19 protein-coding genes are annotated in these 23191 nt (G+C 75.1%); 11 read left to right on the top strand and 8 right to left on the bottom strand.

Features of this window, described 5'->3' with window-relative positions; translation table 11 throughout:
- Window positions 1–50: 50 nt before the first annotated feature.
- Window positions 51–2774, top strand: a complete 2724-nt coding sequence (polA, locus tag AB0L29_RS05740; RefSeq protein WP_365823690.1) for a DNA polymerase I — start codon at window positions 51–53, stop codon at window positions 2772–2774.
- A gap of 509 nt (window positions 2775–3283) precedes the next feature.
- On the opposite strand, the gene AB0L29_RS05735 is transcribed toward polA, so the two are convergent.
- Entirely contained in the window at window positions 3284–4147 is an 864-nt protein-coding gene (locus tag AB0L29_RS05735; RefSeq protein ID WP_365823688.1) for a DUF4184 family protein, read from the bottom strand.
- Between the two features lie 328 nt (window positions 4148–4475).
- On the opposite strand from AB0L29_RS05735, the gene AB0L29_RS05730 reads away from it, so the two are divergent.
- Window positions 4476–6251, top strand: coding sequence for a lytic transglycosylase domain-containing protein (locus AB0L29_RS05730; protein WP_365823686.1), 1776 nt, complete (start codon window positions 4476–4478; stop codon window positions 6249–6251).
- A gap of 242 nt (window positions 6252–6493) precedes the next feature.
- On the opposite strand, the gene hrpB is transcribed toward AB0L29_RS05730, so the two are convergent.
- Window positions 6494–9028, bottom strand: coding sequence for an ATP-dependent helicase HrpB (gene hrpB / locus AB0L29_RS05725; protein ID WP_365823684.1), 2535 nt, complete (start codon window positions 9026–9028; stop codon window positions 6494–6496).
- Between the two features lie 123 nt (window positions 9029–9151).
- Window positions 9152–9964, bottom strand: a complete 813-nt coding sequence (locus AB0L29_RS05720) for a class I SAM-dependent methyltransferase (RefSeq protein ID WP_365824067.1) — start codon at window positions 9962–9964, stop codon at window positions 9152–9154.
- Between the two features lie 367 nt (window positions 9965–10331).
- Here AB0L29_RS05720 and rpsA point away from each other — a divergent pair, with 367 nt between their 5' ends.
- The 4 genes from rpsA to AB0L29_RS05700 all read left to right on the top strand — a co-directional run bounded on the left by rpsA (window position 10332) and on the right by AB0L29_RS05700 (window position 14121).
- Window positions 10332–11822, top strand: a complete 1491-nt coding sequence (rpsA, locus tag AB0L29_RS05715) for a 30S ribosomal protein S1 (protein WP_365823682.1) — start codon at window positions 10332–10334, stop codon at window positions 11820–11822.
- Between the two features lie 215 nt (window positions 11823–12037).
- On the top strand, window positions 12038–12976 hold the full coding sequence (locus AB0L29_RS05710; RefSeq protein ID WP_365823680.1) for a PAC2 family protein: 939 nt from the start codon (window positions 12038–12040) through the stop codon (window positions 12974–12976).
- 87 nt (window positions 12977–13063) lie between these two features.
- Entirely contained in the window at window positions 13064–13690 is a 627-nt protein-coding gene (gene coaE, locus AB0L29_RS05705) for a dephospho-CoA kinase (protein ID WP_365823678.1), read from the top strand.
- Between the two features lie 50 nt (window positions 13691–13740).
- The gene (locus AB0L29_RS05700; RefSeq protein WP_365823676.1) at window positions 13741–14121 is read left to right on the top strand and encodes a tetratricopeptide repeat protein; all 381 of its coding nucleotides are present in this window, start codon (window positions 13741–13743) and stop codon (window positions 14119–14121) included.
- A gap of 87 nt (window positions 14122–14208) precedes the next feature.
- Here AB0L29_RS05700 and AB0L29_RS05695 read toward each other — a convergent pair whose 3' ends face one another.
- Window positions 14209–14526: a DUF6343 family protein gene (locus tag AB0L29_RS05695; protein ID WP_365823674.1), complete on the bottom strand. Its 318-nt coding sequence runs from the start codon at window positions 14524–14526 to the stop codon at window positions 14209–14211.
- Between the two features lie 164 nt (window positions 14527–14690).
- On the opposite strand from AB0L29_RS05695, the gene AB0L29_RS05690 reads away from it, so the two are divergent.
- Entirely contained in the window at window positions 14691–15383 is a 693-nt protein-coding gene (locus AB0L29_RS05690) for a class I SAM-dependent methyltransferase (RefSeq protein ID WP_365824065.1), read from the top strand.
- A 98-nt stretch (window positions 15384–15481) separates the two neighbouring features.
- Window positions 15482–15946 carry a DoxX family protein gene (locus AB0L29_RS05685; protein ID WP_365823672.1) on the top strand — a complete coding sequence of 155 codons (465 nt, stop codon included), beginning with the start codon at window positions 15482–15484 and terminating at the stop codon, window positions 15944–15946.
- A 276-nt stretch (window positions 15947–16222) separates the two neighbouring features.
- Here AB0L29_RS05685 and AB0L29_RS05680 read toward each other — a convergent pair whose 3' ends face one another.
- Entirely contained in the window at window positions 16223–16825 is a 603-nt protein-coding gene (locus AB0L29_RS05680; RefSeq protein WP_365823671.1) for an RNA-binding S4 domain-containing protein, read from the bottom strand.
- Window positions 16826–17014: 189 nt separating this feature from the next.
- Here AB0L29_RS05680 and AB0L29_RS05675 point away from each other — a divergent pair, with 189 nt between their 5' ends.
- A complete protein-coding gene (locus tag AB0L29_RS05675; protein WP_365823669.1) occupies window positions 17015–17722 on the top strand; it encodes a uracil-DNA glycosylase in 708 nt (235 codons plus the stop codon).
- 69 nt (window positions 17723–17791) lie between these two features.
- Here AB0L29_RS05675 and AB0L29_RS05670 read toward each other — a convergent pair whose 3' ends face one another.
- From AB0L29_RS05670 to AB0L29_RS05660, 3 genes are read right to left on the bottom strand one after another with little or no spacing between them, the layout of a single operon-like run.
- Complete coding sequence (locus AB0L29_RS05670) at window positions 17792–18301, bottom strand: GNAT family N-acetyltransferase (protein ID WP_365823667.1); 510 nt, start codon at window positions 18299–18301, stop codon at window positions 17792–17794.
- Complete coding sequence (locus AB0L29_RS05665) at window positions 18298–18942, bottom strand: gamma carbonic anhydrase family protein (RefSeq protein WP_365823665.1); 645 nt, start codon at window positions 18940–18942, stop codon at window positions 18298–18300. Before AB0L29_RS05665 ends, AB0L29_RS05670 begins: the two co-directional genes overlap by 4 nt.
- Entirely contained in the window at window positions 18936–19358 is a 423-nt protein-coding gene (locus tag AB0L29_RS05660) for a RidA family protein (RefSeq protein ID WP_365823663.1), read from the bottom strand. The genes AB0L29_RS05665 and AB0L29_RS05660 overlap by 7 nt, the downstream gene beginning before the upstream one ends.
- Before the next feature lie 249 nt (window positions 19359–19607).
- Here AB0L29_RS05660 and AB0L29_RS05655 point away from each other — a divergent pair, with 249 nt between their 5' ends.
- Both AB0L29_RS05655 and AB0L29_RS05650 read left to right on the top strand, forming a co-directional pair.
- Complete coding sequence (locus tag AB0L29_RS05655) at window positions 19608–20387, top strand: nucleotidyltransferase domain-containing protein (protein ID WP_365823661.1); 780 nt, start codon at window positions 19608–19610, stop codon at window positions 20385–20387.
- Between the two features lie 660 nt (window positions 20388–21047).
- The gene (locus AB0L29_RS05650) at window positions 21048–23009 is read left to right on the top strand and encodes an FUSC family protein (protein WP_365823660.1); all 1962 of its coding nucleotides are present in this window, start codon (window positions 21048–21050) and stop codon (window positions 23007–23009) included.
- Window positions 23010–23191: the final 182 nt, after the last annotated feature.

Raw genomic sequence — 23191 nt, 5'->3', positions numbered from 1 at the left:
CCGGCTGGGGCCGGAGCGGACTGTCAGTGGCTCGTGGCAGGATCGGGGACGTGGCAGAGACAGCATCGAAGACGACCGACAACACCTCCGGCAGCCGCCCGCGCCTGATGCTCATGGACGGGCACTCGCTGGCCTACCGCGCGTTCTTCGCGCTGCCCGCGGAGAACTTCACCACCGCGACCGGTCAGCCGACGAACGCCGTCTACGGCTTCGCGTCGATGCTGGCCAACACGCTGCGTGACGAGGCGCCCACGCACTTCGCGGTCGCCTTCGACGTCTCCCGCAAGACATGGCGCTCGGAGGAGTTCACCGAGTACAAGGCGAACCGTTCCAAGACGCCGGACGAGTTCAAGGGCCAGGTGGAACTGATCGGCGAGCTCCTCGACGCGATGCACGCGCCCCGCTTCGCCGTCGAGGGGTACGAGGCGGACGACGTCATCGCCACGCTCGCCACCCAGGCCGAGGCCGAGGGCTTCGAGGTGCTGATCGTCACCGGTGACCGCGACTCCTTCCAGCTGGTCAGCGAGCACGTCACGGTGCTGTACCCGACGAAGGGCGTCTCCGAGCTGACCCGGTTCACCCCGGAGAAGGTCCTGGAGAAGTACGGGCTGACGCCCGCCCAGTACCCCGACTTCGCGGCCCTGCGCGGCGACCCGTCCGACAACCTCCCCGGCATCCCCGGCGTCGGCGAGAAGACGGCCGCGAAGTGGATCAACCAGTTCGGGTCCTTCGCGGAGCTGGTCGAGCGCGTCGACGAGGTCAAGGGCAAGGCCGGGCAGAACCTGCGCGACCACCTGGAGGCGGTCAAGCTCAACCGCCGGCTCACCGAGCTGGAGCGGAACGTGGAGCTCCCCAAGGGCGTCGCCGACCTCGCGCGGGCACCGTACGACCGCAAGGCCGTCGCGATGATCCTCGACACCCTGGAGATCAGGAACCCCTCGCTGCGCGAACGGCTCTTCGCCGTCGACCCGGGCGGCGAGGAGGCCGAGACCACCCCGGTCGTCGCCGACGGCGTGGAGCTGGACGGCACGGTGCTGGGCACCGGCGAGCTGGCCGGCTGGCTCGCCGAGCACGGCACCGAGACCCTCGGCGTCGCCACGGTCGGCGCCTGGGCGCTCGGCACGGGCTCGGTCACCGAGGTCGCGCTCGCCGCGTCCGGCGGGGCCGCCGCCTGGTTCGACCCGTCCCAGCTGGACGAGGCCGACGAGAGGGCGTTCGCGGCCTGGCTCGCCGACCGGGCCCGGCCGAAGGTCCTCCACGACGCCAAGAGCGCGATGCGTGTCTTCGCCGAGCACGGCTGGCGCGTCGAGGGCGTCACCATGGACACCGCGCTCGCCGCCTACCTGGTCAAGCCGGGCCGCCGCTCCTTCGACCTGGACGCGCTGTCCCTGGAGTACCTGCACCGGGAGCTCGCCCCCGCCGCCGAGGCCGACGGCCAGCTGGCCTTCGGCACGGACGAGGGCGCCGAGGCCGAGGCCCTGATGCTCCAGGCCCGCGCCGTCCTCGATCTCGGCCAGGCCTTCGAGGACAAGCTGCGGGAAGTCGGCGCGGCCGACCTGCTGCGCGACATGGAACTGCCGACGTCCGCCCTGCTCGCCCGCATGGAGCGGCACGGCATCGCGGCCGACCGGACGCACCTGGAGGCCATGGAGCAGATGTTCGCCGGCGCCGTGCAGCAGGCCGTGAAGGAGGCGCACGCGGCGGCCGGGCACGAGTTCAACCTGGGCTCCCCCAAGCAGCTCCAGGAGGTCCTCTTCGGCGAGCTGGGCCTGCCCAGGACCAAGAGGACCAAGACCGGCTACACCACGGACGCCGACGCCCTGGCCTGGCTCGCCGGCCAGACCGACAACGAGCTGCCGGTGATCATGCTCCGCCACCGCGAGCAGGCGAAGCTGCGTGTCACCGTCGAGGGCCTGATCAAGACGATCGCCGCCGACGGCCGCATCCACACCACGTTCAACCAGACGGTCGCCGCCACCGGCCGCCTGTCGTCGACCGATCCGAACCTGCAGAACATCCCCGTCCGCACGGACGAGGGCCGGGCCATCCGCCGCGGTTTCGTCGTCGGCGAGGGCTTCGAGTCCCTGATGACGGCGGACTACAGCCAGATCGAGCTGCGCGTGATGGCCCACCTGTCCGAGGACGCCGGCCTCATCGAGGCGTTCACCTCGGGCGAGGACCTGCACACCACGGCCGCCTCGCAGGTGTTCGGCGTCGAGCCCGCCGCGGTGGACGCCGAGATGCGCCGCAAGATCAAGGCGATGTCCTACGGCCTGGCCTACGGACTGTCGGCCTTCGGCCTGTCCCAGCAGCTGAACATCGAGGCCGCCGAGGCGCGCGCCCTGATGGACGCGTACTTCGAGCGCTTCGGCGGCGTCCGGGACTACCTGCGCCGGGCGGTCGACGAGGCCCGGGCGACGGGCTACACGGCGACGCTCTTCGGGCGCCGTCGCTACCTGCCCGACCTCAACAGCGACAACCGCCAGCGCCGCGAGGCGGCCGAGCGGATGGCCCTCAACGCGCCCATCCAGGGCACGGCGGCCGACATCGTCAAGATCGCCATGCTCAAGGTGGACCGGGCGCTGCGCGAGGCCGGTCTCAACTCCCGCATGCTCCTCCAGGTCCACGACGAGATCGTCCTGGAGGTCGCTCCCGGCGAGCGCGCCACCGCGGAGGAACTGGTCCGCCGCGAGATGGCGGGCGCGGTCGAGCTCCGTGTCCCGCTCGGTGTGTCGGTGGGAGTGGGGCCCGACTGGGAGTCGGCGGCGCACTAGGGGCTGTCGTCGGACTCCCGCCTGCCCGCGACGCCCTGCACGCCCTCTCGCCGCACCGGGCGCGGACCCGAGTACATCCCGTACGAGGGTCCGTGCCCGGCACGCCGGGAGCACGCACCCGACGCCGCGGGGCCCGCCCTCCGGGCGGACGACGGGAGTTCGACGACAGACCCTAGGCCCTGGCGTCGCCGGGCAGGCGGGAGCCCGAGGACAGGGCCTGGTCCTTCGGAGCACGGCGGTGGTCGCGGCGCAGGGCTGTCCCACCGGGCCCGGGCCGCGATCGGGAGCGGGCCCGGCGCGCCGCCCGCGGCCCCGGGCCCGGTTCCACGAGGACCGCGGGCCCGGGCCGGCCTACCGACGCGGGGCTCGCCGTCCTCCCCGTCCAGCCCTCCGCCTGGCGGCCGCGGGCCGGCCCGGCCCGAGGCCACCTCACCCTCGCGCTGCTCCGCTGTTCCCGCGGCTCCGCCCCGCCTTCCTCCTCACCGTGTCCGCCGCGACCGCCGGCACCCTCAGCGCGCGGCCGGACGGCTCGGCTCCCTGCCGACGCCTCCAGGGCCCTCGATCCCCGCGAGGACCGGGGCCGGACGCCACAGCCTGATTCCCGCGGCGTACAGCAGTACTCCCAGGACGAGCCCCGCACCCGCCCCGAAACACACCGTCGGAATCAGCTCCCACGGCTTCGCCACCGACCCCCAGTAGGCCCACCACCGTGACGCGCGCTGCACGGCCGCCGCCAGCGCGCAGCCGCCGACCAGCGCCCCGGCCCACCACCGGTCCCGTGCCGACAGCACCGCGACCCCGGCCGGCTCGGCGCGGGGCGCGCGGCGCAGCGCGTGCGCCACGAACACCGCGATGACCACCGCGGCCACCGCCGAACCGCCGTACTGCAGGTACCAGTACAGCGGTGCACCCGCCACCTCCCGGCCCAGGACGGGGAACACCCGCATCCCCCACCGGTCGAGATGGGTGAACGCGTCCCACACGACGTGGGTCAGCGCCCCGAGCGCCGCCGACACGTACCACCGGGCCGCCGCCGACGGCCCTAGACGCGCGCGCGGCGCCCCGCACCGCAGCAGCGCGGCCGGCCGTCCCTGCCGGGCCCGCGGCAGCAGGGCCACCAGCGGCTCCCGTACGAACAGCCACAGGCCCACCAGCGCCCAGGCGATCAGCACGTCGACCGTGAACACGCCGGGAAAGGAGTGCGTGACGTCACCGAACTCCATCGCCCCGGACAGGACACTCGCCGCGTAATAGGTCATGTCGGGAGAGAAGGAGCCCGCCACGAGAGCGGCCGGCACCAGCGGGCCCCGGCCGGTCCCGTCGGTGCGCAGGGCGGGCAGCACGGCTGCCGCATGGCTCAAGGTGAACGGCAACTCGGCTCCCCGGCAGGATCGTTGAGGAGACCGGTCGGCCCCTGGTGGTCACTGGTTCCCAGTATGCGGGACACCGCCACAGGCGGGCCGTCGCGACCGGGTGCGCCCAACCGGGAAAACCGGGCACGAACAGGTGCCCGGGCAAAGCAAGTTGTCGTAGGGTCACGAGGACCGGCGTGCCGGGAAGCACGTCGTATGTGTGAACAGGGCGCGACGGAACAGAGATATACCTGCCGGGGGGCAACCCCCGCGGCGGGTCGATCGTCACAACAGGTCGAAACACCAGACAGAGACGGGCGCTCGGGCGTCCACGGGAGGGGTTCAGCCTATGGCGGCGCATTTCGGCAGGAGGCTGCGCAAGGGAGCGGCAACCACCGCCGTGGCAGCGGCCGCGGTCGCGGCCCTGTCCGCGTCCCAGGCTCCGGGGGTGACGGCCGACGGCCACGGCAGACAGACCGCCGCGGACGCCACTCCCTCACCCGAGGTGAACACCGACGGCAGCGCGACCGGCAACTCGCCCTACTACACGGACCTGCCGCCGCTCAACAGCCCGAACCCGTCACCGACCACCGGCGCCACCCCGGCCGCGCCGGGCGCGTCCGAGGCGGGCATCCCCGCCACCGTCCTCGACGCGTACAAGAAGGCCGCGGCCGCCCTGCGCGAGTCCAAGCCCGGCTGCAACCTGCCCTGGCAGCTCCTGGCCGCCATCGGCAAGGTGGAGTCCGGCCAGGCCCGCGGCGGACGCGTCTCCGCCGACGGCACGACGCTCTCCCCGATCCTCGGCCCGCAGCTCAACGGCAACGGCTTCGCGAGCATCAAGGACACCGACGGCGGCGCCCACGACGGGGACAGCGCGTACGACCGCGCGGTGGGCCCCATGCAGTTCATCCCGTCCACCTGGCAGTGGGCGGGCCGCGACGGCAACGGCGACGGCAAAGAAGACCCCAACAACGTCTACGACGCCGCGCTCGCCGCCGGCCACTACCTGTGCCGGTTCGGCTGGGACCTGTCCGACCAGGCCGACCTCAACCGCGCGATCCTGAGCTACAACCACTCCCAGGAGTACCTGAACACCGTCCTGTCCTGGCTGGAGTACTACCGCAAGGGCACGCACGAGATCCCCGACGGCACCGGCACCGTGCCCGTGGACCGCAGCGACGGCAGGGGCACGGGCGCGGGCACGAACCAGGACAAGGGCACGGACAAGGACCAGGGCAAGAACCAGGACGGCAACGGCGAGGCGAGCCCCCGGCCCACGCCGCCGGACTCGCCCGAGCCGTCCTCGCCCCCCGCCCCGGGCGGCGGCCAGAGCCCGGACCCGACCCCGCCGCCCTCCACTCCTCCCGCCACCCCCACCGACACGGTGGACCACCTGGAGGACGCGGGCACCGCGAAACTCACCGCGACGGCGGGCGAGGCGTTCCCCGCGAGGATCAGCACCCGGGCCGAGACCGAGACCGGCGAGGCCGTCGCGAAGGTGAGGATCCGCTTCACCGTCGTCGGCGACACCGACGCCACCTTCACCGGTGGCGAGAGCGTGGCCACGGTCGTCACCGACGGCTCCGGCGTGGCCGTGGCACCCGCCCTGCGCGCGGGCGAGAAGACGGGCGACTTCACCGTGCGCGCGACCGTCGTGGGCCGCGCGGTCCGGGGCCTGGACTACAAGGCCACCGTCACCGAGCGCACCGCCGACGCCCTCGTCCGCACCGGCGACGCCCCGCTGACCTGCACCCCGGGCGGGGAGTTCGCCGGCCGGGTCGTGGTGAAGGCCACGTACCGGGGCGCCGCCGCGGGCAAGGTCGCGGCCACCGCCACACTGATCAAGTCGGCCGCCGACCCGACCGCCAACGACAAGGGCCCCTACTTCCAGGGCGCCGACGGCAAGCCCGTTCGCACCCTGACGGGCCTGCGGACCGACGGGAACGGCCTGCTGACGCTGCCGCAGCTGCACGCGGACGACACCGTCGGCACGTTCCTGCTCCGCGTCACCACCGCGGGCGGCGCGACGCTCACCGTCGAACTGACCGTGGCGGCGGCCCCGTCGCCGTCGCCCAGCCCGTCCACGGGCGCGTCCGCCGGCCCCTCGGCCAGTCCCGGCGCGTAGCCCCGCGGGGTCCTCCCCGCGGCCAGGGCACGACGGCGGCGTCCCTCCCGGCGCAGGGGCGTCGCCGTCGCGTGCACCGCTCTCCCGGGCCGCTGCCGACGGCGGTGCCCACACCTCCCCGGCCGCCCCGCCCGGCAGGGCGGCCGCCGCACGCCGTGGGAGGGGCCCGGCCCCCGCTCGCCTTCGCCGGTTCCGCACGGCCGGCCCCGCGGCCCGCGCGAAGGCCGCGGGACCGGCACGGATCAGCGCCCGAGCCGGGCGTTGGTGTGCCGGGTCGGCTCGGCGGTGGCCGGGTCCTCGGGCCACGGGTGCTTCGGGTACCGGCCGCGCAGCTCGGCGCGCACACCCCGGTAGCCGTCCCTCCAGAAGGAGGCGAGGTCGGCGGTGACCGCGGCGGGCCGCCCGGCGGGGGAGAGCAGGTGGACGAGGACGGGCACCCCGGCGACCTCCGGCGACCTCTGCAGTCCGAACATCTCCTGGAGCTTCACCGCGAGGACGGGCTGCTCGGGGTCGGAGTAGTCGACGCGGATCCGCGACCCGCTGGGGACGGTGATCCGCTCCGGGGCGAGCTCGTCGAGCCGCGCGGCCTGCCCGCAGGCCCAGGGCAGCAACCGGCCGAGCGCCTGCCCGGCATCGATCCGCGCGAGGTCGGCACGGCGCCGCGCCTGTCCGAGCTCCGGCTCCAGCCACTCCGCCACGCGCGCGTGCAGCGCCTCGTCGGAGACGTCGGGCCAGGGCTCGCCCAGGTGCAGGCGGAGGAAGGCGAGCCGCTGCCGCAGCACGACGGCCTCCGGCGACCACCGCAGCAGTGCGAACCCCTCCTGCCGCAGCCCGTCGAGAAGCGCCGCGCGGACGTGGGCGGGGTCGGCGTCCGGCAGGGGACGCACGGTCAGTTCGACGGACCCCAGCCGCTCCACCCGCCGGGCCACGATGTCCCCGTCGCCCCAGTGCACCTCGTCCCGCTCCTCCAGCAGCGCCCCGGCCGCGTACCGCGCGACCTCCTCGTCGACGGCCGCGCCGAGCCGCACGCGCGCGTGCCTGCTGCCGACGGGCCGGTCGGCAGCGGCGACGGCGATCCAGGGCGCGCCGCGCAACCCGCTGCCCTCACCCGGTTCGGCCCGCGTACCGGACACCATGAGGTAGGACCCGCCGTCGGCCCTGGCCACCCGCTCGGGAAAGGCGAGAGCGGCGACGAGGCCGACGAGCGCGTCCGGCGAGGCGTCCGCCCACCGCCCGGCCCTCCCCGCCGCCGGAACGGAGCCGGGGGCGGACTGCCGCGCACCCTCCGCGGCGGCCGCCCGCAGCCGCCGTACTTCCGCCCGCCACCGCCCGGCGTAGGCGTCACCCCCGCGCCGGGCGGCCCGCAGCGCACCGGCGAGGTCGTCCCCGTACTCCCGCGGCGCCTCCTCGCTGAGCAGGGCCACCACCTCGGCGACGGCGTCGGAGGCGCCCGCGTCCAGCAACGCCCGCCCCAACCGGGGATGCACGCCCAGCCGGGCCAGCCGCAGCCCCCGCCGTGTGGCCCGCCCGGCGCGGTCCACGGCCCCGATCGCCGTCAGGACGGCCCGCGCCGCCGCCATCGCCCCGCCCGGCGGCGGATCCAGCAGCGCCAGCCCGGACGCGTCCGGATCCCCCCAGCACGCCGTCTGCAGGGCGAACGCCGTCAGGTCGGCCACCTTGATCTCGGGGGCGGGGAAGCGCGGCAGACGCGCGTCCTCGGCCTCCGCCCAGCACCGGTACACCGTCCCCGGCGCCTCGCGCCCGGCCCGCCCCGCCCGCTGCCGGCCCGTCGCCTGCGACGCCCGCACCGTCGTCAGCGCGCTCAGCCCGCGCGCGTGATCCACCCGCGGCTCGCGGGCCAGCCCGCAGTCCACGACCACCCGCACACCCGGCACCGTCAGCGACGACTCCGCCACGGAGGTCGCCAGCACCACCCGGCGCCGCTCCCCGGCGGCCAGCACCGCGTCCTGCACGGCCGCCGGCGCCCGCCCGTGCACCTGGAGGACCTCCACGTCCCCGAGATCCCCCAACTGCCCGGCGACCCGGGCGATCTCGCCCACACCGGGAAGGAAACACAGCACGTCCCCGTCGCGCTCGGCCAGCGCCCGCCGCACCACCGACGCCACATGCATGAGCAGCGCGGGGTCGACGCGCGTCCCGTGCGGCGGCCGCACCGGGCGGGCCGGCGGCGCCCACACCACCTCGACTGGGTACGAGGCGCCCCGCGCCTGGACCACCGGCGCCCCGCCCAGCAGCCGCGCCCACCCCTCGGCGTCGGTCGTCGCCGACGCCGCCACCAGCCGCAGCTCCGGCCGCAGCGTCTCGCGCACGTCCCACAGGAACGCCGCCGCCGTGTCCGCGTCCAGATGCCGCTCGTGGCACTCGTCCAGGACGACCACGTCCACACCGGCCAGCTCCTGGTCCCGCTGCAGGCGCTGCAGCAGCACACCGGTCGTGACGACCTCCACGCGCGTGTGCCGCCCGACGACGCGTTCCCCGCGCACCGTGTAGCCGACGCCGCCGCCGGGCCTCTCGCCCAGCAGCCACGCCATCCGCCGGGCCGCCGCGCGCGCCGCGATCCGCCGCGGCTCGGCGACCACCACGCGCCGTCCGGGCCCCTGCCCGAGCAGTCCCGCCAGCGCCAGCGGCACCAGGGTCGTCTTGCCGGTGCCGGGCGGCGCGACGAGCACCGCGGTGCCGTGGCCCTCCAGAGCGTCGTGCAGAGCGGGCAGGGCACCGCCCACGGGCAGGGAGTCCAGAGCGTCGTAACGGATCACGTCCCCAGTGTCGTACGCCCCGCGGAAGGGCCCTCCACGCGCGTGCCGTTCCCCTGCCTCCGTGACGTCTCCTGCCCCCGTGACGTCCCTCGCCCCCGTGGCGCCGTCGTTCCCGTACCGCCGTCAGTCCCGCTCGCAGACGAAGACCGCCGTCCCCGGGATCAGGGCCCCGCGCAGGGGCGACCAGCCGCCCCACTCGGAGGTGTTCCAGGCGGGCCACTCCGGTTCCACCAGGTCCACCAGCCGGAAGCCCGAGGCCACGATGTCCCGGACGCGGTCGCCGAGCGTCCTGTGGTGCTCGACGTACACCGCCCGGCCCTCCTCGTCCTGCTCCACGTACGGGGTGCGGTCGAAGTAGGAGGACGACACGCTCAGCCCTTCCGGGCCCGGCTCGTCCGGGAACGCCCAGCGGATGGGATGCGTGACGGAGAAGACGAAGCGGCCGCCGGGCCGCAGCACCCGGCGCACCTCCCGCAGGACCAGGCGCGGATCGGCGACGAAGGGCAGCGCCCCGTACGCCGAGCAGGCCAGGTCGAAGGAGCCGTCCGCGAAGGGCAGCGCGCCCGCGTCGGAGCACACCAGGGGGAACGACCCGCCGATGCGCAGCGCGTGCTGGAGCTGCCGGTGGGAGATGTCCAGGGCGACCGGGCGCGCGCCCTGGGCGGCCAGCCAGCGCGAGCACTGCGCCGCGCCGGCGCCGATCTCCAGGACGTCCCTGCCCTTGAGCTCCTCCGGCGGGCCGAGCAGCCCGGCCTCCGCCTCGTCCAGTCCTTCCGGGCCCCAGACGAAACGGTCGTCACCGAGGAACGCACCGTGCTCGACCTGGTATTCGTCCGCGTTGCGGTCCCACCAGCCCCGGTTGGCCCGGGCGCTCTCCGCGACGTCCGCGTCACGGCGGGTGGCCTCCGGTTCGGGCGCTTCGGGCTCTTGGATGATCGGCTCCTTCGTCGTACTCTTCCGTCCAGCCCGGCCCGGTGGCGCCGCCACGGGGCCCGCGCGGGCGTCCGCACGGCCTCAAAAGGCAGGACTTGTGCCGGAAATGCGGCGATCCGCCCCGGGTGTGCGGCTTCGCGCATTGACCATGCCCGGCTGCCCCCGTATGCTACAAGTTGCGCTGCGGGCCTGCGCACCTCAGACGTAGCAGGTCGCGCTCGCATCTGTTGTATGTCCCCTCGGTTGTCGAGGCGCCATCGCCGGTTCGCTGGTGAGGCGCTTCCTTGGCTGTCCGGCTTCTGCAGAGCGAAACGGGCTCCAGCGTGAGCAGTACCTACGACTTAATGTCCGTACCGGAGCCCTTTTCCACATGACGAGCAGCACCGAGACCACCGCTTCCACCCCGCAGGTAGCGGTCAACGACATCGGTAACGAGGAAGCTTTCCTCGCCGCGATCGACGAGACGATCAAGTACTTCAACGACGGCGACATCGTCGACGGCGTCATCGTGAAGGTCGACCGGGACGAGGTCCTGCTCGACATCGGTTACAAGACCGAAGGTGTCATCCCGAGCCGCGAGCTCTCGATCAAGCACGACGTCGACCCGAACGAGGTCGTCGCCGTCGGCGACGAGATCGAGGCCCTGGTCCTCCAGAAGGAGGACAAGGAAGGCCGCCTGATCCTCTCGAAGAAGCGCGCCCAGTACGAGCGTGCCTGGGGCACCATCGAGAAGATCAAGGAAGAGGACGGCATCGTCACCGGTACCGTCATCGAGGTCGTCAAGGGTGGTCTCATCCTCGACATCGGCCTCCGTGGCTTCCTGCCGGCCTCCCTCGTCGAGATGCGCCGCGTCCGCGACCTCCAGCCGTACGTCGGCAAGGAGCTCGAGGCGAAGATCATCGAGCTGGACAAGAACCGCAACAACGTGGTCCTGTCCCGCCGTGCCTGGCTGGAGCAGACCCAGTCCGAGGTCCGCCAGACGTTCCTCACCACCCTCCAGAAGGGTCAGGTCCGTTCCGGCGTCGTCTCCTCGATCGTCAACTTCGGTGCCTTCGTGGACCTGGGTGGCGTCGACGGTCTGGTCCACGTCTCCGAGCTGTCCTGGAAGCACATCGACCACCCGTCCGAGGTCGTCGAGGTGGGCCAGGAGGTCACCGTCGAGGTCCTCGACGTCGACATGGACCGCGAGCGCGTCTCCCTGTCGCTGAAGGCGACCCAGGAAGACCCGTGGCAGCAGTTCGCCCGCACCCACCAGATCGGCCAGGTCGTGCCCGGCAAGGTCACGAAGCTGGTTCCGTTCGGTGCGTTCGTCCGCGTGGACGAGGGCATCGAGGGTCTGGTCCACATCTCCGAGCTGGCCGAGCGCCACGTGGAGATCCCGGAGCAGGTCGTCCAGGTCAACGACGAAATCTTCGTCAAGGTCATCGACATCGACCTCGAGCGCCGCCGCATCAGCCTCTCGCTGAAGCAGGCCAACGAGGCGTTCGGCGCCGACCCGTCGGTCGTCGAGTTCGACCCGACCCTGTACGGCATGGCCGCGTCCTACGACGACCAGGGCAACTACATCTACCCCGAGGGCTTCGACCCGGAGACCAACGACTGGCTGCCGGGCTACGAGAAGCAGCGCGAGGAGTGGGAGCGCCAGTACGCCGAGGCGCAGGCCCGCTTCGAGCAGCACCAGCAGCAGGTCATCAAGTCCCGCGAGGCGGACGCCCAGGCCGCTGCCGAGGGTGGCGAGGCCGCCGCTCCGGCCGCGTCCGGCGGTTCGTACTCCTCCGAGGGCGGCGACAACTCCGGCGCCCTGGCGTCGGACGAGGCGCTGGCCGCGCTGCGCGAGAAGCTGGCCGGCGGCCAGAGCTGACGCTCACCGCCAGGCACTAGCCGACAACTGTGGGCCCACCCCTCGGGGTGGGCCCACAGTCGCGTTCCCGGCCTCCTCGAAGCGGCGCACGGCGGCGAGCGGCGTGCGCGGCGGCGTGAACGGCGCGGCGAGCGGAGGACGAAGATCGCGCCGGCCGGGAATGCGGGTGCCCTGGATCACGTTGTGGAGTACGAACACGAGGAGGAGCGGTCACTGTGCTTGATCCGCAGGGTTTGTACACGTGGGAGCCGAAGGGCCTGGCCGTGGTGGACATGGCGCTCGCCCAGGAGTCGGCCGGCCTTGTCATGCTCTACCACTTTGACGGATACATCGACGCGGGGGAGACCGGCGACCAGATCGTCGACCGGCTGCTCGACTCGCTGCCCCACCAGGTCGTGGCCCGCTTCGACCACGACCGGCTCGTGGACTACCGCGCCCGCCGACCGCTGCTGACCTTCAAGCGCGACCGCTGGACCGACTACGAGGAGCCCGCCATCGAGGTGCGGCTCGTCCAGGACGCCACCGGAGCGCCCTTCCTGCTGCTGTCCGGGCCCGAACCGGACGTGGAGTGGGAGCGTTTCGCCGCGGCCGTCCGGCAGATCGTGGAGCGGCTCGGCGTCCGCCTGTCCGTGAACTTCCACGGCATCCCCATGGGCGTCCCGCACACCCGGCCCGTCGGCCTCACCCCGCACGGCAACCGGGCCGACCTCGTCCCGGGCCACCGCAGCCCGTTCGAGGAGGCCCAGGTGCCCGGCAGCGCCGAGGCCCTCGTCGAGTACCGCCTCATGCAGGCCGGGCACGACGTGCTGGGCGTCGCCGCGCACGTGCCGCACTACATCGCCCGCTCCCCGTACCCGGACGCGGCACTGACCGTCCTGGAGGCCATCACGGCGGCGACCGGGCTGGTCCTGCCGGGCATCGCGCACGCCCTGCGCACCGAGGCCCACCGCACCCAGACCGAGATCGACCGGCAGATCCGCGAGGGCGACGAGGAACTCACCGCGCTCGTCCAGGGCCTGGAGCACCAGTACGACGCCGCCGCGGGCGCCGAGACGCGGGGCAACATGCTCGCCGAGCCGGTGGAGATCCCCTCGGCGGAGGAGATCGGGCAGGAGTTCGAGCGGTTCCTGGCGGAACGGGAAGGGGAGGGCTGAGGGGCCGGGGAGCCGGGCCTCGCGGGACCGGTGGTCCCCGAGAGGGCGAGGGGCGCCCCCTCGGCGGCAGGGCCTAAGCTTCCGCTCATGCTGAAGGTGGGCCTGACCGGCGGCATCGGTGCCGGCAAGAGCGAGGTGTCACGGCTGCTCGTCGAGCGCGGGGCCGTGCTGATCGACGCGGACCGCATCGCGCGTGAGGTGGTCGCGCCCGGGACGCCCGGGCTCGCGGCCGTCGTGGACGCCTTCGGCGAGGAGGTGCTCACCGCGGACGGCGCCCTGGACCGGCCCAAGCTGGGCTCCCTGGTCTTCGCCGACCCGGAGAAACTGGCCGTCCTCAACTCGATCGTGCACCCCCTGGTGGGCCGGCGCTCCCGCGAACTGGAGGAGGCCGCCGCCGAGGACGCCGTGGTCGTCCACGACGTTCCGCTCCTCACGGAGAACGGCCTGGCCTCGCTGTACGACGTCGTGATCGTCGTCGAGGCGAGCACCAAGACCCGGCTCGAACGACTCGTCCGGCTGCGCGGCATGACCGAGCAGGACGCACGCGCGCGGATGGCCGCCCAGGCGACGCGTGAGCAGCGCCGGAGGATCGCGGACATCGTCATCGACAACGACGTGCCCCTGGACGAGCTGGAGCGCCGGGTCGGGGACGTGTGGGCGGAGCTGGTCCGCCGCGCCCGCCCGCCCATGCCCTCGTCGTCGCCGCAGGAATAGCGACCTCGTGCCGGCGCGTTGGACTCCTTCAGTGAGGGAAGGACTCTGCCGTGCCCGAGACCAGCGGATCGACCGGACGCACCCCCGAGACGCACGTCATCGACTTCCGTGCCGCCGAGCAGCTGCTCGCCGCGCGGGACCCACGGGGTGCGGTGAAACTGCTCGACGGGGTCATCGCCGCACACCCGGAGAACACCGCCGCGCGGCTGCTGCGTGCCCGTGCCTTCTTCGCGGCGGCGCAACTGCGGCCCGCCGAGCTGGAGTTCTCCATCGTCCTGGAGCGCGAGCCGGACAACGCGTTCGCGCACTTCGCCCTGGCCCGCACCTACGAGCGCCAGGGGCGCCCCGACCAGGCCAAGCGCCACTTCCGCCTCGCGGCCGCGCTGGACCCGAACCCGCAGTACCTGAAGGCGGCGCGGTTCGACGCGTGAGCGCGTGCGGGTGACCGCCGGGCGGTCCCGGCCCGTGTCCGTGCGGTCCCGACTCGTGCCGGTGTGTGCCCGGCCCGTGCCGGTGTGTCACGGCCGCTCCTGCGGAGGCCGGCGGGGCGGGGTGCCGCGGTTCCGCGGCGGGAGGCCGGGGCCGTCCGGCGGGCTGTACGGCGGGACGTCGGGGCCCGGCTGGTAGTGGGGACCCCGGCGGATGTGCCTGAGGACCACGGCCAGGTCGATCGTGACGACCAGCCACAGCACCCCGCAGGCGAGGGCCCAGCCGGGCCGCCCGGCGAGCGCGAACGCGGCTGTTCCGGCGACCGCCCAGACCAGCCCCCACACGCTCAGCCAGAACCGCGCGCGCAGCGCACTGCGCGCGGTCGCCGGCTCACTGCCCGTACGCATCGCGATCACCGTTCCTCCCTGCACCGTACTCTTCGCCCCGCATGTCCCCAAGGGATGCGCGGAGCGCACGGGCAAGCCCGCTCGGCGCCGCGGCCGTCGTCACCCGGTCGGGTGAACCGGGGCCGGGCGGGAACGGGAGTGCGAAGGCGGTCCGTTCGATGGGCATGGAGCTGAAAAGGCGTGAGGGGTACGAGGGGACGGGGCCCGGGGCGATCACCCCGGACGGCTGCGCGGTGGAGCTGTACTCGCGGCTGCCGGTGGGAGACGAACCGGACGTCATCGCCGGCGCCGTGCCGGCGGGCGCGCGCATCCTGGAGCTGGGCAGCGGTGTGGGGCGTGTGACGCACGCGCTGCTGGAGCGCGGGTTCACGGTCGCGGCGGTGGACGAGTCCGCCGAGATGCTGGAGCGGGTGCGCGGGGCACGGACGATATGCGCTCCCATCGAGCAGCTGGACCTGGGGGAGACGTTCGACGTGGTGCTGCTCGCGTCGTTCCTCGTGCACACGGGGGACGTGGAGGTGCGCCGGGGGCTGTTGCGCGCCTGCGTCCGGCACGTGGCGCCGGGCGGCTGCGTGCTGATCCAGCGGGAGGGGGAGGACTACCACACGAAGGTGCCGCGCGAGCGGGTGGACCCCGCGGGCTTCACCGTGCGGATCGTGTCGGTGGAACCGGTCGGCGACGGGGTCGACTCGGTACACGCGCAGTACGTGTTCCCGGACGCGACATGGACCCAGACGTTCCGGTCCCGGCCGCTGACGCAGGAGCAGTTCGAGGAGGTGCTCGGGGAGGCGGGGCTGAGGGTGGACCGGTATCTGACGCCGGATCGGACATGGGTACGGGCGGTGGCCGCGGGCTAGAGGGCGGGTGGAAGACCCGCCCGGCGGCGATGAGTTCCGGGGCGGTGGACGGTCTGTCTCTCCGACAGCACCACGGACCGCTTCCCCCAGGAGACCTCATGTCCGAGACCACTGCCCGCGTCGCCTCCGCCGCCTCCGTGTCGCCGGGCACCGTCGTCACCGGCTCCGCGCCCCCGCGCCGGCGGTGGGCCCGGCTCGCGTTGCGCGGACTGCAGGTGCTGCTCGCCCTGTTCTTCGGGATCGCCAGCGCCCTGCCCAAGCTGATCGCGCACCCGTCGGCCGTCGAGTCCTTCGACGAGCTCGGCTGGGGCAGCGCGGGCATGTACGTCATCGGCGCGCTCGAACTGGCCGGAGCGGTGGCCCTGCTGGTCCCGGTGCTGCAGTCGGTGGCGGCGATGGCGCTGAGCGCCCTGATGGCGGGGGCGTTCGTCGTCCAGATCGCCGTCTTCGACGGACAGTACGCGGCGACGCCGCTCGTCCTGATCGTGCCGCTCGCCCTCGTCGCCTGGACGCGGCGCGGGCACAACGCGGATCTGCTGCGGCTGGTGCGGCGACGCGGGTGAAGCCGCCCAGGGGCGGCGTCCGGGAGGGCTTGAGGCCCGTCCCCGGGCGCCGCTGTGCGGTCGGCAGCGGTGGTACCGGGGCCGTCGGCGGGCGGGTCGTACGGACGCCTCACCGGCGCCCGGCTCCGACGGACCCCGGCCCCACCGCCCCGCCGGGCGGGGTCGCCCGTACCGGCGGGGCGGCCCGTACCGGCGGGGCGGCCCGTACCGAGCGGAGGCAAAGACGTCACCCGCGGTGGGGCGCGTCCCGGCACGGTCGCGGCCGGACGAGGGAGCTCACGGCCTGGGTTTGCCGACTCCTCCGCCAGGGCCGAGCAGGCCGCGCAGGCGCTCCAGTTCGCGGCGGTCCCGCTTGGTCGGGCGGCCCGCGCCGCGGTCACGGATGCCGGCCGGGGCGACGGCCTCGCGGGGCGGGGGAGGCGGAGAGTTGTCGACGTAGCACTGCGCGGCGACCGGGGCGCCGACCCGTTTGCGGATCAGCCGGGTGACGACGACGATCCGCTCCCGGCCCTCCTGCCGCAGACGCACCTCGTCGCCGACGCGTACGGAGTGCGCGGGCTTCACGCGCTCGCCGTTCACCCGCACATGCCCGCCCCGGCAGGCGGCGGCACCGAGCGAACGGGTCTTGACCAGGCGTACGGACCAGATCCAGCTGTCGATCCGGACGGTCTCGCCGTTCTGCGGGCCGGCGGCCTCGGCGGCGGCCACCGCCGCGGCGACCTTCGGGTCCAGGGCCTTGGAGTCTCCCGCTCCGCGGCTCTCGGCCCTCGGGTCCCCGGGGCCCGCCTCCCCGCTCCGCGCCTCACCGACCGCCCCGTCGCCGGTCGCCCGGTCGCCGGTCCCGTCCGTCTCGTCGTACTCCGTGCCCTCAGAAGCCATGCCTTCGACCTTAGTCCTCCCCGCCGGCCGGACGGGCGGGGAGGACGGCCGGCGGGGAGGATCCGCGGGAGCGTCGCCGTGCCGACGGGCGGCCCTGCCCCGTGCACCGTGACCACGCCACCGGGAGCGGGGCGGCGTGATCGTGGAGCGGGGTGATCCGGGGAGGCACCCCGGCCCTACCGTGGACCCATGGATTCCACCGCCCTCTCCGGACTCGACCGGCGCATCGCGGGCTGCCGGGCCTGCCCGCGCCTGGTCGCCTGGCGTGAGGAGGTGGCCCGGACCAAGCGGGCGGCCTTCGCCGACTGGACGTACTGGGGCCGGCCGGTGCCGGGCTTCGGGCCGCCCGACGCCCGGCTGCTGATCGTAGGACTCGCCCCGGCCGCCCACGGAGGGAACCGCACCGGCCGCATGTTCACCGGCGACCGCTCGGGGGACGTGCTGTACGAGGCGCTGTACGACGTCGGCCTCGCCTCGCAGCCCACGTCCGTGCACGCCGACGACGGCCTGGAGCTGTACGGCGTCCGGGTCACCGCGCCCGTGCACTGCGCCCCGCCCGCCAACAAGCCCACCCCCGCGGAACGGGACACCTGCCGGTCCTGGCTCGTGCAGGAGCTGAACCTGCTGCGGCCGGCGCTGCGGGCCGTGGTCGTGCTCGGCGCGTTCGGCTGGCAGGCCGCGCTGCCCGCGTTCGCCGAGGCGGGCTGGACCGTGCCGCGGCCCCGCCCCGCCTTCGCCCACGGCGCGCACGTGGCCCTGGACGGCCTGGATCTCTTCGGCTGCTTCCACGTCAGCCAGCGCAACACCTTCACCGGCCGGCTCACCCCCGCCATGCTGCGCGAGGTGCTGCGCACGGCGGCGCGGACGGCGGGCCTGCCGCAGGCCACGGCCCCGTGAGGTGGAGGAGCGTCGTCCGGGCGGTGCGGCGCGCCGACGGCCCGCGCCGTCGCCGCGCCGGGGGAGGAGTCACCCCGAGGCGTCGCCGGAGCGGCGGGCGCGGGGGCCGGCCGGGGGCCGGGCGGGACGCCACTCGTACCGCACGTCCGGTTCCCGTTCCTCGTTGCCGCTGCCGTCCGTCCACGCGACGGCCACGAAGCCGTGCCGCTCGTAGAAGCGCCGGGCGGGCCGGTTGACCTGGAAGGTCCACAGGACCAACCCGTGCGGGCGGCGTTCCTTGGCGAGCGCGACGAACCGGTCGCCGAGTCCGCGCCCGCGCCACTCGGGCGCGAGGTACAGCTGGGACAGCTCCCCGTCCTCGAGCACCATCACGCCCACGACGCGGCCCGCCGCCTCGGCCACCCAGGTCTCCCGCAGCGGCACCAGCACCTCCCGGAAGTACCCGCGCACCTCCTCGTCGGACCGCGGCCGCACGACGTCCGGCAGGGCGGCGGCGAAGGACCGCAGCCAGACCTCCGCCGCCGCCCCGGCGTCGGCCGGGGACGCGGCGCGCAGGACGGCGGGGGAGCCGGCGGTCACCGTCGTGGTCCGGGTCCGTCGGCCACCGGGTGCCCGGTGGGAGGGGGATCGAGGACGAGGTCGTCGCGGTGGGCCCCGTAGAAGTCGGCCTGGCGGGCCATGAGGTCCCGCATCGGGGTGCCGCGCGGGACGCCGTACACGGTTCCGGGGAAGTCGAGCCCCTCCTGCACCCGCCACAGGTCGTCGTGCTCACCCGGGGCGAAGAGCCGGGCGCGGGGCGCCCCTGCCGCGATCCAGCCGATCGGCAGGACGCTTCCGGGCGCCAGCACGGAGTTGACGTGCAGCACGCTGTTGATCCGCAGCTCGGCGCCGGCGCCCGCGACGGCGCCGGGGAAGACGCAGGCGCCGGTGGCCACGAACACCCCGTCCTCGATCGTCGCCCCGTTGACATGGGCGTGCGGACCGACGAGCACGGCGTCGCCGATGACGGCGGGGTGCTTCGCGCGCCCTCTCACCAGCGCGTTCTCCATGACGACGACGTCCGAGCCGACGCGGATCCGCCCGTCCTCCGCGCTGAGGACGGCCCCGTGCAGCACCCGGGCGCGTTCACCGAGGACGACGTCCCCGCTGAGGACGGCCGTCGGCGCCACGTACGCGGACTCGGGGACGACGGGACGCCGCCCGCGGTGCTCGATCAGCACGACGACCCTCCCGGCCGGTCCGGAACGACGGCCGTCGCCGTGATCTCCGCCGACTGCCCGGTGTACCCGGGGCACGCCACACCCATCAGCGTCGGCACGTGGGGACCGGCACTGAGCCCGGACGCCTCCACGACGTCCCAGACGGCCGGCAGCACCGCCGGACCACTGCTCACCACGTACACGTCCGTCCCCACGACGTGGGCGAAGCCGCTGCCCGCCGCGCGCGGTTGCGCACCGGGATCGGCCGGCACGCACTCCGCCTGCCCCACGGGGTCCCCCGGCCCGGCGAGCTTCCCGTCGGTGTCGAGGGGGACGGACCCGGCGAGGAAGGCGAGCCGGGCCCCCGCCTCGGCCACGGACGCGTGGGAGCAGGCGGGCGGCGGGAAGGGATCCGGGGCGGTGACGCGGTCGATCATGGGGACTCCGATCTGCCGGACGGCCGGGGAGGGCGTCCCGCGGACCGGCCGGGGACGCAGCCCACCGATCATCCGGGTCCCGGCGCACGGCCGCATCCGGATTTCCGCCCCGCCCGACGGCCGGCGGCCCGCACCCGGGACGCGGGGAAGCCCCGGAGGCGTCGCGACACGTCCGGGGCCGCCGTACGCTTCGGGCGACGACGAGCCCGTCCCCCTGTCCCAGCCGACCGACCGCCAGGAGGCGCAGCAGTGCCCTCGCCCACGGACCAGGCCTTCCTCGACGCCACCGCCGACCGCCTCGCCTCCCTCCCCGCCGTGGAGGCCGTCACCCTCGGCGGCTCCCGCGCCCAGGGCACCGAACGCCCCGACAGCGACTGGGACCTGGCGATCTACTACCGGGGCGACTTCGATCCCGACGACCTGCGCGCGGTCGGCTGGGAGGGCGAGGTCTGCGGGATCGGGGACTGGGGCGGCGGCGTCTTCAACGGCGGCGCCTGGCTGACCGTCGAGGGGCGGCGCGTGGACGTCCACTACCGCGATCTCGACGTCGTGGAGCACGAGTGGGCGGAGGCGGAGGAGGGCCGCTTCCGCGTCGAGCCGCTGCTGTTCCACCTGGCGGGCATCCCCAGCTATCTGGTCGTCGCCGAACTCGCGGTCGACAAGGTGCTGCGGGGCACGCTGCGGCAGCCCACCGCGTACCCGCCCGCGCTGCGCGGGACCGCTCCCGGGCGCTGGCACGGCACGGCCGCCGCCACCCTCGCCTACGCCAAGGCGGGCCACGCCCCCAGGGGTGCCCTCACCCAGGTCGCGGGCGCGATCGCCGTCGCCACGGCGCAGACCGCGCACGCGGTGCTGGCGGCGCGCGGCGCATGGGTAACCAACGAGAAGGGCCTCGTCGAGCGGGCCGGCCTCGCCGGAGTCGACCGGATCACAGGGAGTCTGACACCGGATCCGGACGTGCTGACCCGGGGCGTCACCGAGGCGGAGGCGTTCTTGGGCAGGGCCGTGGAGGCGGCCGGGCAGCGCTGACTTCACCGGGGACACCCCGCAGCGGGCGGCGGCCGGAGCCCGCTGTTCCCGGTGGAGGGCGGGCACCTGTCACCGCGTGCCGACGGCCGCCCGGCACACGGAAGCCGGACCCGGCCGGACCTCTCGGGCCGCCTCAGTGCCGGGCGAACCGGACGCGGGTCGGCTGTACGACGTCCGGCCGCACGGCGACGCCGTCGACGGTCAGCCGTTCCCCGTGGATGCCGGCGAGCCTGAGGGGACCGCCGCAGCCGGTACCGCCGGGGGAGAGGACGTAGCTGTACCCGGTGCGGGCCAGCCCGGTGCGGGCCAGCCCGGCGCCGGCGGGCTGCGGTGGCCGATCGCCCGGACGCCGCCCCGGTGGCAGCGGCCACCGGGGCCGGAGAGGTTGCCGGGTCTGCGGCGAGGGTGCGGCAGGAGGGGACCCGCCCGCGCGGCCCCGCCGGGCGCCGCCGTGATCGGGACGACGGTCCCCGTCCGCATCCCGGGCCCGCTCCCGGCCGTGGGCGTGCCCGACGCCCCTCGTCCGCCGATCGTCATCCCCCGGAAACACACCCGTTCCCGCCCCACCGGCCACACCCCGTACCGTGGACACCACACCCCCGGCCCGGCCACCGTCGTCCGAAGGCTCACCCCCGCCCTCGACCAGACGACAGGAGCCCTGTGTTCCGCCGCGCCGTCCCCGCACCTCCGCCCTGGCTCGCCCACGCGCTGCGCGCCCAGCGCGGGCCCGTCCCGTGGAATGCGGTCATCCGGGGTGCGCTCGCCGCCGGGCCCCTGCTGCTCGCCGCCGTCCTCGCCCACCGCGCCTCCCTCGGCGTCGTCGCCGCCGTCGCGGCCATGCTGGCCGGGATCAACGACCGGCCCGGCAGCCGGCGGGCCTCCGTCAAGCGGCTCGGGGTGCCCGCGCTGGCGGGGGCGGCCGGGCTGCTCGTCGGGACGTACGCGGGGCAGCACGCCGGTGCCGTCGTGCTGACGATGCTGTTCACCGGGCTCGGGCTCGTCGCCGGCGGCATCAGCGCCGCGGGGGCCGTCGCCTCCGCGGCCGGCACGCAGCTGCTCGTCGCCGCCGCCGTCGGGGCCGGGATGCCACTGCCGGAGAGCGGGTGGGAACGGGCGCTCGCCTTTCTCGCCGGGGCCGGGTGGCTGCTCGTGCTGCGGCTGGCGCTGCCCACGCCCGGCTCCCTCGCCGGGGACTTCCGGTTCGACGGGGAGCGGCAGGCCGTGGCCGGCGTGTACGACGCCGTCGCCGAGCTGCTCGACGCCGCCGGCACGGACCGGGCCGCCGAGCGCCGGGCCGCGCTCACCGCCGCTCTGGACCACGCGCAGGACGCGCTCGCCGGGCCCCGGCTGCGGCGCCGCGCCTCCTCGGCGGCCGAGCGGCGGCTGCACGCCCGGTACGCCGCCGCCCTGCCGCTCGCCGAAGCGGCCACCGCGCTGGCCTGGGCCGGGGAGACCGTCTCCGAACGGGCCGGCGAAGGGCCCCGGCGGCTCGCCGCCGCCGTACGCGAGAACATGCACGCCGGACCGCTGCCCGCGCCCTCGCGGTCCGTCCCCGCCCTGCGCGCCCTCGACGACGCCCTGCTGCACGCCGCCGAGGTGTTCGACCGGGGCAAGGGCGGTGACCTGCACACCCGGCGCCGTGGCGCCGGGGACCTGGTGCGGGCCGCCCTCGGCAGCGCGGGGCGCGAGTACGGGCTGCGGGTCGCCCTGTGCTTCGGGGTGAGCGCGGCCGTCGCCCAGGCCCTGCACCAGACCGGGTGGTACGGGCAGCACGACCACTGGTACTGGCTGCCGGCCACCGCCGTCTTCCTCGTCAAGCCCGACCTCGGGCCGCTGGCCTCGCGGGTGCTGAACCGGGCGGCGGGGACCGTGTCCGGGGCCCTGCTGTTCGCGGGCCTCGCCGCGGTGCTGCCCCGGCCCGAGGGGCTGATCGCGCTCGTCACCGTCAGCGGTGCGTTCATCCCCGTGGCCACCCGGCACTTCGCCGCCCAGACCGCCGTCGTCACCGTCCTCGTCCTGGCCCTGGTGATGGCCGGCGGTGAGCCGCAGGCCTCCGCCGGCCGGATCGGGGAGACGCTGCTGGCCTGCGCCATCGTCCTGCTCGTCGGGCACCTGACGATCCCGGGGCAGCGGGGCGCGGGCGTGCGGGCCCGGCTCGCGGCGGCGGGCGGCGCGGCGCACGCGTACCTCGCCCACGTCCTCGCCGAGGCCGAAGGCCCGCGCACCGGCACCTCCGGCACCCCCTCCGGCCACCGCGCCACCCGCTGGACCCTGCGTCGCGAGGCCTACCGCACCCTCGCCGAGGCCCGCACCGCCATCACCCTCACCGCGCACGAGCTGCCCGCCCTCGCCCGGCACGCCGAGGGCGCGGACGAGGTCGCCGCCCTCCTCGAACGGCTCGTGGACACCACCACCGCCACCGCCGTGCACCTCGACGACACGGGCCGTCTGCCGCCCCGGCACACCGAACGCATCGCCGCCCTCCTCGGCGAACTCGCCGGACATCAAGAGCGCGTCGGGCTGTCCGTGCCCGAGTCCCCCCGCGCCGTCCGGTGCCGTCCGGCGCCGGGTGTCCCGGGACGGCCGGACGCCCACCGCGGCCACCGGCCCCGCTCCCCCTGACGGCCGTCGCCCCGGGCGCCTGGGCCGTGGACCCGCGCGAGCCGTCGCCCTGCGCGCCTCGGCCGTAATCCCTGCGAGGAGCATGCCGGGCTCCTTCCGGAAGCCGCGGGCGGGTGGCGGGGCCAGGGGGCTCGCCCCGTCCGCCCCGCGACGGACCCGCGACGGGGCGGGCGGTTCGGCTC

This window comes from Streptomyces sp. NPDC052701 (genome assembly GCF_040678355.1).
Lineage (GTDB): Bacteria > Actinomycetota > Actinomycetes > Streptomycetales > Streptomycetaceae > Streptomyces.
This window is presented reverse-complemented; position numbering and strand designations above follow the sequence as displayed.